This is a genomic window from Verrucomicrobiia bacterium (assembly GCA_019634635.1).
Classification (GTDB): domain Bacteria; phylum Verrucomicrobiota; class Verrucomicrobiia; order Limisphaerales; family UBA9464; genus UBA9464.
Genome location: JAHCBB010000008.1, coordinates 139,656 through 153,063, shown reverse-complemented (window position 1 = coordinate 153,063; position 13,408 = coordinate 139,656). Strand labels below are relative to the sequence as shown.

Below are 13,408 nucleotides of genomic sequence, written 5' to 3'. Positions count from 1 at the left end.
TGGTGGTTGCTCCTTCCTGCTGCTGCCGGAGTCCTCGTCCTCGTCCGGATGTTGCCCGTGCAGGAGGTGCTCCGGCACGGGTTGGAGGCGGTGCAGCGGCTGGGTCCATGGGGACCGGTCCTGTTCATCGGCATTTACGTGGTGGCGACTGTTCTGTTCGTTCCGGGGTCCGCGCTGACATTGGGGGCCGGGGCGCTTTTCGGTGTGGTCTGGGGATCGGTGTACGTGTCGGCCGGATCCACCCTTGGCGCCACCGGTGCGTTCCTGCTGGGACGGTACATGGCCCGGGACGCCATCGCGCGCCGCCTTGAAGGGGATGCGCGCTTTGCCGCGGTGGATCGTGCGGTGGCCGCGGAAGGTTGGAAGATTGTGGGACTGACCCGTTTGTCGCCGATCTTTCCCTTCAATCTGCTCAACTATGCCTTTGGATTGACCCGGGTACGGCTGGGTCCGTTTGTCCTGGCGTCCTGGATCGGCATGATGCCCGGGACCGTGCTGTACGTCTATCTGGGTTCGCTGGCTCAGGCGGCGGTGGGAACGCGAGAGCGAACGCCGATGGAATGGGCACTCTACGGCGTGGGCCTGATGGCCACGGTGACCGTCACGGTCCTCATCACCCGCATTGCACGTCGTGCCCTGGCGAGGCGCCTTTGATGGACGTTGGCCCAATGGAGTTCCCATCATGAGTCATTCCGCACCGCCTCCACGCACGTCCGGGGACGCCCACGACGATCGGCTGGTCGCCAACGTTCATCCTCCCGACTGGGTCAATCCCACACCGGCGGGACGCTACAACCTCGTGGTGCTTGGCGCGGGAACCGGGGGGCTCGTTGCGGCGGCGATTGCCGCCGATCTCGGGGCGCGCGTGGCCTTGATTGAGCGGCATTTCATGGGAGGCGACTGCCTGAACACCGGATGCGTTCCGTCCAAGGCCGTGATTCGGGCTGCGCGGGCGGTCGCCGCGGTCCGCGATGCCGGGCGGTTCGGCGTCCGGGTCCCCGACGGAGTGACGGTGGACTTCGGTCAGGTGATGGAGCGCATGCGCCGGCTGCGCGCCGATATCAGTCCGCACGACTCGGCGCGCCGATTCCGGGACCTGGGGGTGGACGTCTACTTCGGCGCGGGCTGCTTCACCAGTTTCGACACCGTGGTGGTCGGCGGACAGTCCCTCCGCTTTGCCAGGGCGGTGATCGCCACGGGAGCGCGTCCGGCCGTGCCGCCGGTTCCCGGACTCGCGGCGGTGCCGTTCCTGACCAACGAGACCGTGTTCAACCTGACACGGTTGCCGCGGCGCCTGGGCCTTCTTGGCGCGGGTCCCATCGGTTGCGAGCTGGCCCAGGCCTTTGCCCTGCTGGGCTCCGAGGTGGTGCTGGTGGAAGGGGCGCGCGGGTTGCTGCCGCGCGAAGATCGCGATGCGGTCGCCATGGTGCGGGCGGCAATGGAGCGTGACGGCGTGCGGGTGTTGCCTGGCGGCCGTGCGCTGCGGGTTGCTGCCGGGGCCGCCGGAGGAATCGGGTTGCAGCCCGGTCCGGAGGCTGGCTCGGGTGAGTTCGTCGTGGATCAGCTGCTGGTCGCCACGGGCCGGATACCCAACGTCGCGGGTCTTGGACTCGATGCCGCCGGCGTGGCTCATGGACCGCATGGCGTGACGGTGGATGACCACCTGCGGACCACGAACCCACGGATTTTTGCCTGCGGTGACGTGTGTTCGCCCCATCAGTTTACGCATGCCGCCGACTTCATGGCGCGTCTGGTGATCCAGAACGCCCTGTTTCCCGGCCGTGCCCGGGTGGGTTCGCTGCTGATTCCCCGGTGCACCTACACGTCGCCGGAGTTGGCGCATGTGGGGGTTGGCGCGTCGGAGGCCCGTGATCGGGGCATGGAGGTGGACACGTTTACGCAGGAATTGTCGAAGGTGGATCGAGCCATCCTCGACGGGGACTCATCGGGATTTGTGAGGATTCACGTGCGACGGGGCACGGACACGATTGTGGGGGCGACAGTGGTGGCGCCGAGAGCGGGCGACCAGATCGGGGAAATCACACTCGCCATGAAAGGGGGGCTGGGATTGGACACGGTGGGAGCAGCCATCCATCCCTATCCCACGCACGCGGACGCATTCCGCCGCACCGGGGATCTGTACCGGCGTACGCGGCTGACTCCACCGGTCAAGCGGTTGATGGCATGGTGGTTTCGGTGGTGCCGACGGTGATGCCGGACGGTTCCGGGGGATCCCGGATCGTCCTTTCGGATGGCGTTGATCAGCGCGCCGCCAGCCTTCTGAGCCGCAATGCCTCGCGCACCCCGTGTTTGGCGGGATACCTCAGCGCGTGACGGATGAGCCAGCGGCGCTCCGGCGGGGCGTCCTTCATCCAGCGGTCGCACAGTTCCAGCGCCAGTTGCGGGTGATCCTTGGCGATGTCGCCGACGTGGTTGGCGACGCTGCGGCGCACATAGAGGTCCGGGTCGTCCTTGAGCGCCTCAAGGATGGGCAGCACGGGGCGGGGATCCTGCTGGAAGGCCGTCAGCCGAATGGCCCATGGGAGTCGCGGACGGCTCCCCTCGGAGCACAGCCGGCGAACGTGTGGGTCCGGATCCCGGGTCCATTCGATCAGTCGTGCCAGCGTTCGCTCCGGCCAGCGGACCAGGAAGTGGCGGATGGAGAATTCAGCGCTGAACCGCCGCGTGAGCTCGTATTGCGCCCCCATTGAGGTGTCAAAGGGATCGCGCCCGGCATTGTAGCCGGGATCGAGGCCATAGGTCGCCACGAAGCACACGTGAGGCAGGTGGAAGAACCCGCCCAGCCCCAGATCGTCGGTTCGCTGGAGGGGCGGCGTCAGCGACGCAGTCAATACGGCGATGGCCTCCTCGTACACTGTTGGAAGGTGACGGCGGAGCACGTGGGCCAGGTGATTTCCACGTTCCATGATGCCCAGCGGTGCCAGGCCTGTCGCGGCATCGCGCTGGAACGTCCGGTAATCAAAGCGCGGGTGAACCCAGGCAAGGTTGTGGGCCAGACAGGCGATGGCCTCCAGGTCAAGGAGGGCCCTCAGAGTGCTGCCCCGCGCGATCGAGCGGGGGGCCGCCGGCAGTCTCAAGCCGGGTTTGGATCCGGAGGCCGTTCGGTCAGGCTTCATGTCCTGTCACCACTCCCGGCTCAGGACAGCCGGCCGGAGCCGGCGGTCATGCCCCCGTCAATGGGCAGTGCGGCGCCGGTGACGAAGGCACTCTCGTCAGCAGCCAGGTACAGCGCGAGGGCGGCGATTTCGTCCGGCGTGCCCATGCGCCCGTTGGCCTGGGTGGAGCACATGTCGCGGTAGGCGGCCTCGGGATCGGGATACTCGGCCAGCCGCGACTTCACGAAGGGCGTCTCGACGCGGCCCGGGCAGATGCAGTTGACCCGCACCCCGGTCCGGGCGTGGTCGAGGGCGACGCAGCGGGTGAATCCGACGACGGCGTGCTTGCTGGTCGCGTAGGCGAGGCGATCCCGCAGACCCTCGAGTCCGGCGGCGGAGGCGAGGTTGATCACCGAGCCGCGTCCGGCGGACAGCATGGCGGGAAGAAACGCCCGGGTGACGTTGAACAGGCCGCGTACGTTGACGGCAAACACCCGGTCGAAGTCGGTGCCGGTGGTGGTGAGCAGGGTGCCGACGTGCCCGATGCCGGCATTGTTGACCAGCACGTCCAACGGGCCGCGGCGGGCATGGATCCCTCCGGCGAGCGTCAAGCAGGCGGCCTCCGAGGTGATGTCGAGCGATTCAAACTCCCCGGAGCCGCCCCTGGCTTTCAGCGCGTCCACGGTCGCCCTGCCGCCGGGTTCCTGAACATCGGTGACGATCACGTGCGCACCCGCGTGCGCAAGGGTTGCGGCGATGGCGGCGCCAATGCCGGAGCCGGCACCGGTGACCAGCGCGGATTTGCCAGCCAGCGAGAACATCGGGGTCACGCTGCCGGGAGCCCCGGCGCGGGTCACGCGGAAACCGGCAGATTTCCGGAGGAGTCAGCCATTCCATGAGCCCAGCGTCCGATTCTTCGCTGTCCCAACCCCGGCTTGCCAGGCGCGCCCGCCGGCGGGAGGGTGCCCCATGGTCGAAGCACCCGATGTTCGCCAGCTGATGACGTGGTCCGAAGTGGTGTTGCGGCTGGGTGCGGCAACCCTGATGGGAGCGGCCATCGGCATCAACCGGGGTCGCAGCGGCAAGCCGGCGGGATTGCGCACCCAGGCGCTCGTCACCTTGGGTTCCGCGACGGTGATGGTTGCCATGTTCGAACTGGCGACCGTGGGGTCTGAGTTTGACACGGGTGCGATCAGCCGGGTCGTCCAAGGGGTGCTCACGGGTATCGGGTTCCTTGGGGGCGGAGTGATCCTGAGGGACAGCGCCCATCACCGGGTCGAGGGGTTGACCACAGCGGCGAGCATCTGGGTTTCGGCAGCACTGGGACTTGCGTGCGGTGCCGGACTCTGGCGCCTCGCCCTGCTCGCCCTGGTGCTCTCGCTGCTTGTTTTGAAAGTCGGCCTGGCCGTCGAGGGAACCCTGCAGCTCGAGGAACGCTCCGCCGCCGGGAAGTCCGCCGGGAGCGCACCCTAGATTTTTCGCGGCGGGACGCGCCGCGAATCGTTGCGCCCTGCAGCGGCCAGTTTGGACTTCCCCCGGCCCGGCCGGCGCAGATTATCCATAAAATCGCATCATGAATCCGCCGCACCTTCGTCACCTGGTCGTTCTGTGTTCCTTGGTCATCGGCATTGCCCATGGGGTGGGTGCACCGCGAGGGGCGGCGGCGGGACCGTCCGGACCTCCCAACATCCTGCTCATCTTCTCCGATGACCATGCGTGGCAGGCGCTGAGCGCCTATGGCGAGGGGCGGCGGTTGGTGCGGACGCCGAATCTCGACCGTCTTGCCCGGGAGGGCATGCTGTTCAAGCGGTGTCTGGTGCCGAACTCCATTTGTGGACCGAGCCGCGCCACGGTGCTCACGGGCAAGTACTCCCACCGCCACGGCTTCTACAACAATGAGACCGTTCCCTTTGACGGGAGCCAGACGACGTTCCCCCAATTGCTGCGGGCGGCCGGCTACCAGACTGCGGTGATTGGCAAGTGGCATCTGGAGAGCGACCCGACGGGTTTCGACCACTGGGAGATCCTCCCCGGCCAGGGGGTGTATTATAACCCGCCGATGATCCGCAACGGCACCCCGGTGCGGCATCAGGGATATGTGACGGACATCGTCACCGATTTGTCCCTGGAGTGGTTGAAACAACGGGATCGGTCGCGGCCGTTCCTCCTGATGTCGCAGCACAAGGCACCGCACCGGGATTGGTCGCCCGCCCTCCGGCACCTGGGGTGGGACCGCGACCGCACGCACGCTGAACCGAAGACATTGTTTGACGACTACGGTGGCGGCCGCGGGCTGGCGTGGCGGGACCAGGACATGGAGCTCGCGCGAGCCTTCACCGACAATGATGTGAAGCTGACGCCGCCGCAGGGACTCGACGACCAGCAACGTGCCGTCTGGGATGCCTACTATGGCCCGCGCAATGCCGCATTTCGGGAGGCGAAGCTCACCGGCCGTGACCGCCTGCGCTGGATCTATCAGCGCTACATGCATGATTATCTTGGGACCATTCTGGCCGTGGATGAAAGCGTCGGGCGGATGATGAAATATCTGCACGATGAGGGGCTTTGGCGGAACACGTTGGTCGTGTATGCGAGCGACCAGGGGTTCTTCCTCGGCGAGCACGGATGGTTCGACAAGCGTTGGATCCTCGAAGAGTCGCTGCGCACGCCGCTGATCGTCCGGTGGCCGGGAGTGGTCCGACCCGGGAGCCGGTCGGACCGGATGGTGTCCCTCCTCGATTTCGCGCCGACGTTCCTGGAAGCCGCCGGGGTTCCGGTGCCTTCGGACATCCAGGGCCGGAGTCTTGTGCCGGTCCTGGAGGGACGTCCCCCGGCCGACTGGCGCACCAGCTTCTACTATCACTACTACGAGTATCCCGTGTGGCACCGGGTCCGGCCGCATTACGGAGTCGTCACCGACCGATACAAACTTGTTCATTTTTATCATCCCGATCTCGATGAATGGGAGTTGTACGATCTGCGGCGCGATCCGGGTGAAACCCGGAACTTCATCCACGATCCCCGACAGGCCCGCACGGTCGCCGGCCTGCGGAAGGAGTTGGAGCGTCTGCGGCGCGAACTGGAGGTTCCGCCGGCATCCGAGGAGCCCCGCCATGCGTACGGCAAATACCCGATGGACGGTCCCGGAGTCCCCCCCGGAGACCACCGCATCCCCGCGGGCACGACGGCCCCCCCGTGACCGAGTACCAGCCGCTGAACGTCTGCTGGCACACCAGTACGAAGCCGGTCGTCGCGGCCTCCGGATTCTTCCGACCGATCGGCTCAATCGTGGATCTCTCAATGTGGCAAACCATCGGTCCTGCACCCTCCCGAATGGCCCTGTTGAATTCGTGGTTGCCAATCGGACACGCGTTGGCAGAACTTCGGAATCCATGACCGACGTCTGGAAACCGTCTCGTTTTCCGGGGAGAAAATGCCGCATCCCACCTTGGCGTCGGGACCCTCACTGTCCGGTATGAAGCGAATCCTCTCGGCCGTCCTCGCGGTCGGCACGTTGGTGGCGGCGCGCGGTTTTGAGAGCCCGTTCCCGGCGTCGGACTCGGCCAATTCGTACTCCCTCGTCCGGGCGTTCAGCGGGCTGAATTTCAACAAGGAGGTCAACCGGAGCATCGGGGCCAAGAGCCCGCCGGGTGACACGCGGCTGTTCATCAATTTCAAGCAGGGGGCGATTGCCGTCATCACCAACACGCTGGCCCCCACATTGACCACGGTCTTGGACGTGCGGGCCGAGACCTGGACGGACAACGAGTCGGGATTGCTGGGATTCGCGTTTCACCCGCAGTTCGCGGCCAATCGCCTGATGTACACCTTCGGGGCCGTTTCCAACGCCCAGGGAACGTTCAACCGGCTCACCCGTTGGCGGATGGATGCCGCGAACCCCAACCGGGTGGACCTGTCCAGCCGGTTCGTCATGATTGAGCAGTTCGATGACCTTCCCCTGCACATGGGGGGCGACCTGCATTTCGGCCCGGACGGCTATCTCTATGTGCCGCTCGGAGACGAGGGAACCCGGGTCGGGGCCGAGACCTCGTCCCAGACCATTGATCGGAATTTCTTTGGCGGGATCCTGCGGATTGATGTGGATGGCCGGCCGGGGAATCTTCCCCCCAATCCGCATCCGGCCGTCCGGGGAGGCTATTGGATTCCCGCCGACAATCCGTGGATTGGGGCCACCTCATTCAACGGCAGGACGGTGGATCCCTCCCGGGTGAGGACCGAGTTCTGGGCGATTGGATTGAGAAACCCCCACCGGATTTGTTTTGAGCCGGGCACCGGGGCCATTCTCACCGGGGATGTCGGGCTGGCCGGATGGGAGGAGGTCAACCGGGTGGTCCGCGGCGGGAACTACGGGTGGCACTGGCTTGAGGGGCCGCAGATCACCACTCGGCCCGGAGTACCCCCGCAGGTGAATCCGTCGGCCTTTTCGCCTCCCTACTGGAGCTATCCCAACCTCGCAAACCCGCAACCAGGCACCCATCCGAACTTCACCGGCGCCGCCATCATCGGCGGTTTCGTTTATGAGGGCTCCAAATACCCGAATCTGAACGGGAAATACCTGTGCGGAGATTTTGTTTCCGGGCACATCTGGGCAATCACGCGAGGCCCCGTCCCCGTGGTGGAACGGATTGCCGGTCATTCCGGGGGTCTGAACTCGTTCGCCCTCGACCCCATGACCGGGGATATTCTGGTGAGCAATGGCGGGAGTTGGCATCGCCTGGTGGTCAACGTGTCCGCTCAACCTCCGGCGACCCTCAGTGCCACCGGAGTGTTTGCAGACCTGGCAACGTTGACGCCGGTGTCCGCCGTGCGCCCCTACGAGGTCGCCAACCCTTTCTGGTCCGACTATGCCCTCAAGTCCCGGTGGTTTTTCCTGCCCGCGGGAACCACAGTGCAGCGCGATGCCCAGGACCACTGGGCTTTCCCGCCGGGAGCCTTCTGGGTAAAACACTTCGAGCTGGAATCGGATCGGGGTTCGGGAGGCCGGATTCCGGTGGAGACCCGGTTCATCGTCAAGACCCCCGATGGAGCGTATGGACTGACGTATCGGTGGCGCGCCGATCGATCGGATGCCGATCTCGTCGAGATGTCGGGCGCCGACACCCACTTTGCCGTCACTGTGGACGGGCAGGAAGACCTCCAGCCGTGGCGGTTTCCGTCCCGCCAGGAGTGTCTGAACTGTCATAACGAAACCGCGGGATGGGCCCTGGGGTTCAGCACCCGACAGTTGAACGTTGGCGACCAGCTTGGCCGGTTGGTGCTGGAGGGGCGTCTGACTCCGGGATGGGCGCCGGGCGCGATGGCCGGTTTGCCGCGGCTGTCACGCGCGGAGGACGAATCCGTTTCCCTGGGGGACCGGTTCAAGTCCTACCTCGACGCCAACTGCGCCTATTGCCATCAGCCGGGCGGTACCGGGCGCGGCGAGTGGGACGGCCGGTTCTCGGTCCCATTGGAGGCATCCGGAATCATCAACGGTTCCGTCGTGGGCGACCTTGGAATCGAAGGGGCCCGCGTGATCAAGCCCCGAGATGCCTTTCGCTCCATCCTCTTCCGGCGCATCGCTGACATGAGCGGCCATCAACTGCCATCGCCGCACCACATGCCGCCCCTTGCCACATTCCAACTCAACCGGGGGGCCACAAACCTGATCGCTCGGTACATCGAGAGCCTCGAGGCGGTGCCGGAGCCGGTGGTGCGGCGGGTGTGGCAGCTGGGTGTGGACGACGACCCGGCGGTGTTGCCGTATCAGCCGACGCGGGAGTTCAGCGTGCAAAGCGGGCTGAAGGAATCCCCGCCGGGCGTGGTGACCCGTCTGCCCGGGGACCCGGAGTATTCGGCAACCGCCAATCCTTCGGCGGACGACGACTATTACTTCGCCGGGGTGTACCCTGTGGGCTTCAACGGGCTGAGCCGGGAACTGCGGGTGCCGCAGGACGAGCCCTGGACGGCGTGGGAACGGGCGCACACGATCCGGGATCTGACCAGCCGGATGCATTTCGTGCTGGATGCCACACAGACGGGCACCGGAGCACGGTGCCGTTTGAGTCTGGACTGGGTGAGCGGGGGCTGGATGTTGAACGGAGTGAACCAGCCCGGCTTTGGGGAGCACGACATGCGGGTGCAGTTTCGCAACGGCACCGGGTTGGTGACGGTGTTGTGGGCGGGGCGGGTGACGGTGGCGACGAACCTGGTATTGGAGTTCCCGGCGGCGGCAGTGCAGGCCACGGCCGGTGCGAACACGATTGAGTTCACCCGCACGGGTCCCTCCCCAACGGGCAGTTCCTACTGGATCCAGTACGACTACGTGCGGCTGGAGGCGTTGGACGGCGGCGGCAACACGGCGCCGGTGCTGTCTGGGGTGGCGGATCAGGCGATTGACGAGCAGGTGCCCTGGAGCGTGCAACTGACGGCCAGCGATGCCGATCTGCCGGCGCAGGTGTTGAGCTATTCGCTGGTGTCCGGACCGTCGGGGCTGACGGTTGGTGCGGGGGGGCTGGTGAGCTGGACGCCGACCGAGGCACAGGGGCCCGGGGAGTACGAGGTGACGGTGCAGGTGCGGGACAACGGCGAACCCCCACTGGGCGACATGAAGGGCTTCCGGATCACGGTACGGGAGGTCAACACGGCACCGGTGCTGTCAGCGGTGGCGGACCGGGTGATTGACGAGCAGGTGCCCTGGAGCGTCCAGCTGACGGCGAGTGATGCCGACCTGCCGGCGCAGGTGTTGAGCTATTCGCTGGTATCCGGACCGTCGGGGCTGACGGTTGGCGCGGGGGGGCTGGTGAGCTGGACACCGACTGGGACACAGGGCCCCGGGGAGTATGAAGTGACGGTCCGGGTGAGCGACAGTGGCGTGCCGCCCTTGGGCGATTCGCGGACGTTCCGGGTGACGGTTCATGACGCGCCGCCCCCGCCTCCCCCGCCGCCGGAGCCGGTGGTGCGACGGGTGTGGCAGCTGGGTGTGGACGACGACCCGGCGGTGCTGCCGTATCAGCCGACGCGGGAGTTCAGCGTGCAAAGCGGGCTGAAGGAATCCCCGCCGGGCTTGGTGACCCGTCTGCCCGGGGACCCGGAGTATTCGGCAACCGCCAATCCTTCGGCGGACGACGACTATTACTTCGCCGGGGTGTACCCTGTGGGCTTCAACGGGCTGAGCCGGGAACTGCGGGTGCCGCAGGACGAGCCCTGGACGGCGTGGGAACGGGCGCACACGATCCGGGATCTGACCAGCCGGATGCACTTCGTGCTGGATGCCACACAGGCCGGCACCGGAGCACGGTGCCGTCTGAGCCTGGACTGGGTGAGCGGGGGCTGGATGTTGAACGGAGTGAACCAGCCCGGCTTCGGGGAGCACGACATGCGGGTGCAGTTTCGCAACGGCACCGGGTTGGTGACGGTGTTGTGGACGGGGCGGGTGACGGTGGCGACGAACCTCGTAGTGGAATTCCCGGCGACGGCGGTGCAGGCCACGGCGGGTGCGAAGAACACGGTGGAGTTGCTGCCCGCACGGGTCCCTCCCCAACGGGCAGTTCCCTCACTGGTCGAGTGACTACGTGCGGCTGGAGGCATTGGACGGCGGCGGCAGCACGGCACCGGGTGCTGTCTGGGGTGGCGGATCGGGCGATTGACGAGCAGGTGCGCTGGAGCGTGCAACTGACGGCCAGCGATACCCGATCTGCCGGCGCAGGTGTTGAGCTATTCGCTGGTGTCCGGACCGTCGGGGCTGACGGTTGGTGCGGGGGCTGGTGAACTATACGGACGCCGACCGAGCACAGGGGCCCGGGGAGTACAGGTGACGGTGCAGGTGCGGGACAACGGCGAACCTCCACTGGGCGACATGAAGGGCTTTCGGATCACGGTGCGGGAGGTCAACACGGCACCGGTGCTGTCAGCAGTGGCGGATCAGGCGATTGACGAGCAGGTGCCCTGGAGCGTGCAGCTGACGGCGAGTGATGCCGACCTGCCGGCGCAGGTGTTGAGCTACTCGCTGGTGTCCGGACCGTCGGGGCTGACGGTTGGTGCGGGGGGGCTGGTGAGCTGGACGCCGACCGGGACACAGGGCCCCGGGGAGTATGAAGTGGCGGTCCGGGTGAGCGACAGTGGCGTGCCGCCCTTGAGCGATTCGCGGACGTTCCGGGTAACGGTTCATGACGCGCCGCCCCCGCCCCCCCCGCCCCCCCCGCCGCCGGAGCCGGTGGTGCGACGGGTGTGGCAGCTGGGTGTGGACGACGACCCGGCGGTGCTGCCGTATCAGCCGACGCGGGAGTTCAGCGTGCAAAGCGGGCTGAAGGAATCCCCGCCGGGCGTGGTGACCCGTCTGCCCGGGGACCCGGAGTATTGAGACCGCCGTCCGTCGGCGGACGACGACCACTGCTTCGCCGGGGTGTACCCTGTGAGCTTCAACAGGCTGGAGCCGGGAGCTGCGGGTGCGCAGGACGGGCCCCTGGGCAGCGGCGCGTGGGAACGGGCGCACACGATCCGGGATCTGACCAGCCGGATGCACTTCGTGTTGGATGCCACGCAGACGGGCGCCGGAGCACGGTGCCGTCTGAGCCTGAACTGGGTGAGCGGGGCTGGATGTTGAACGGAGTGAACCAGCCGAGGAGCACGACATGCGGGTGCAGTTTCGCAACGGCACCGGGTTCGTGACGCGCTGTTGTGGACGGGTCGGTGGCAGTGGCGACGAAACCTCGCGTAATTGGAATTCCCGGCGACGGCGGTGCGGGCCACGGCCGGTGCGAACACGATTGAGTTCACCCGCACGGGTCCCTCCCCGCCGGGCGGTTCTCTGGATCCAGTACGACTACGTGCGGCTGGAGGCATTGGACGGCGGCGGCAACACGGCGCCGGTGCTGTCATCGTTGGCGGATGAGGCGATTGACGAGCGACGGTGCCCTGGAGCGTGCAACTGACTGACAGTGACGCCGATCTGCCGGCACGGAGTCGAAGGCTATTCGCTGGTGTCCGGACCGTCAGGGCTGACGGTTGGCGCGGGGGCTGGTGAGCTGGACGCCGACCGGGCACAGGGGCCGGGATTACGAGGTGACAGTGCAGGTGCAGGACAACGGCGGGCACTCCACTGGGCGACGCGAAGGGCTTCCCGGATCACGGTACGGGAGAGGTCAACACGGCACCGGTGCTGTCGGCGGTGGCGGACCGGGTGATTGACGAGCAGGTGCCCTGGGCGTGCAGCTGACGGCGAAGTGATGCCGACCTGCCGGCGCAGGTGTTGAGCTACTCGCTGGTGTCCGGACCCGTCAGGACTGACGGTTGGCGCGGGGGCTGGTGAGCTGGACGCCAGGCTGGGGACACAGGGCCCCGGGGAGTTATGAAGTGACGGTCGGGTGAGCGTGACAGTGGCGTGCCGCCCTTGAGCGATTCGCGGACGTTCCGGGTGTGGCGGTTTCATGACGCGCACTTGCCCCACCGCCGGAGCCGGTGGTGCGACGGGTGTGGCAGCTGGGTGTGGACGACGACCCGGCGGTGCTGTATCAGCCGACGCGGGAGTTCAGCGTGCAAAGCGGGCTGAAGGAATCCCCGCCGGGCGTGGTGACCCGTCTGCCCGGGGACCCGGAGTATTCGGCGACCGCCAATCCGTCGGCGGACGACGACTACTACTTCGCCGGGAGGTGTACCCTGTGGGTCAACGGGCTGAGCCGGGAACTGCCAGGGTGCCGCAGGACCCGAGCCCTGGACGGCGTGGGAACGGGCGCACACGATCCAGGGTCTGACCAGCCGGATGCACTTCGTGCTGGATGCCACTGGGCCGGCGCCGGGCGGTGCCGTCTGAGCCGCAAATGGACTACCAGGTGAGCGGGGGCTGGATGTTGAACGGAGTGGTAAGCCGGCCGGGAGCTGACATGCGGGTGCAGTTTCGCAACGGCGCCGGGTTGGTGACGGTGTTGTGGTTGGGGCGGGTGACAGTGGCGACGAACCTCGTAGTGGAATTCCCGGCAGCGACGGCGGTGCAGGCCACGGCCGGTGCGAACACGATTGAGTTCACCCGCACCTGGGTCTCCCAACGGGCAGTTCCTACTGGATCAGTACGACTACGTGCGGCTGGAGGCATTGGACGGCGGCGGCAACGCACGGCGCCGGTGCTGTCTGGGTGGCGGATCAGGCGATTGACGAGCAGGTGCCCTGGAGCGTGCAGCTGACGGCAGTGATGCCAGATCTGCCAGCGCCCAGGTGTGTTGAGCTATTCGCTGGTGTCCGGACCGTCAGGGGCGGTTGGCTGGGGGGCTGGGTGACTGGACGCCGACCGAGGCACAGGG

Annotated in this window: 11 protein-coding genes; 9 read left to right on the top strand and 2 right to left on the bottom strand. The window is 66.8% G+C overall.

Going from position 1 to position 13,408, the window contains the following annotated elements; genetic code table 11:
* Window positions 1-48: 48 nt before the first annotated feature.
* Window positions 49-654 carry a TVP38/TMEM64 family protein gene (locus KF791_07815; GenBank protein MBX3732486.1) on the top strand — a complete coding sequence of 202 codons (606 nt, stop codon included), beginning with the start codon at window positions 49-51 and terminating at the stop codon, window positions 652-654.
* 28 nt (window positions 655-682) lie between these two features.
* The gene (locus KF791_07810; protein MBX3732485.1) at window positions 683-2,212 is read left to right on the top strand and encodes a mercuric reductase; all 1,530 of its coding nucleotides are present in this window, start codon (window positions 683-685) and stop codon (window positions 2,210-2,212) included.
* 49 nt (window positions 2,213-2,261) lie between these two features.
* On the opposite strand, the gene KF791_07805 is transcribed toward KF791_07810, so the two are convergent.
* The gene (locus KF791_07805; GenBank protein MBX3732484.1) at window positions 2,262-3,137 is read right to left on the bottom strand and encodes a DNA alkylation repair protein; all 876 of its coding nucleotides are present in this window, start codon (window positions 3,135-3,137) and stop codon (window positions 2,262-2,264) included.
* Window positions 3,138-3,157: 20 nt separating this feature from the next.
* Window positions 3,158-3,937 carry an SDR family oxidoreductase gene (locus KF791_07800; GenBank protein ID MBX3732483.1) on the bottom strand — a complete coding sequence of 260 codons (780 nt, stop codon included), beginning with the start codon at window positions 3,935-3,937 and terminating at the stop codon, window positions 3,158-3,160.
* A 175-nt stretch (window positions 3,938-4,112) separates the two neighbouring features.
* On the opposite strand from KF791_07800, the gene KF791_07795 reads away from it, so the two are divergent.
* The 7 genes from KF791_07795 (at window position 4,113) to KF791_07765 (ending at window position 12,947) form a co-directional block, all read left to right on the top strand.
* On the top strand, window positions 4,113-4,589 hold the full coding sequence (locus KF791_07795) for an MgtC/SapB family protein (protein ID MBX3732482.1): 477 nt from the start codon (window positions 4,113-4,115) through the stop codon (window positions 4,587-4,589).
* A gap of 100 nt (window positions 4,590-4,689) precedes the next feature.
* Window positions 4,690-6,315 (top strand): sulfatase, encoded by a 1,626-nt coding sequence (locus tag KF791_07790; protein MBX3732481.1) that lies wholly within the window; start codon window positions 4,690-4,692, stop codon window positions 6,313-6,315.
* A gap of 276 nt (window positions 6,316-6,591) precedes the next feature.
* Entirely contained in the window at window positions 6,592-10,683 is a 4,092-nt protein-coding gene (locus KF791_07785) for a PQQ-dependent sugar dehydrogenase (GenBank protein ID MBX3732480.1), read from the top strand.
* Window positions 10,684-10,821: 138 nt separating this feature from the next.
* Window positions 10,822-11,475: a cadherin repeat domain-containing protein gene (locus tag KF791_07780; protein ID MBX3732479.1), complete on the top strand. Its 654-nt coding sequence runs from the start codon at window positions 10,822-10,824 to the stop codon at window positions 11,473-11,475.
* Window positions 11,476-11,517: 42 nt separating this feature from the next.
* Window positions 11,518-11,718: a hypothetical protein gene (locus KF791_07775; GenBank protein MBX3732478.1), complete on the top strand. Its 201-nt coding sequence runs from the start codon at window positions 11,518-11,520 to the stop codon at window positions 11,716-11,718.
* Window positions 11,719-11,869: 151 nt separating this feature from the next.
* A complete protein-coding gene (locus KF791_07770) occupies window positions 11,870-12,046 on the top strand; it encodes a hypothetical protein (protein MBX3732477.1) in 177 nt (58 codons plus the stop codon).
* A 529-nt stretch (window positions 12,047-12,575) separates the two neighbouring features.
* A complete protein-coding gene (locus tag KF791_07765; protein MBX3732476.1) occupies window positions 12,576-12,947 on the top strand; it encodes a hypothetical protein in 372 nt (123 codons plus the stop codon).
* The last annotated feature ends 461 nt before the right edge of the window (window positions 12,948-13,408 follow it).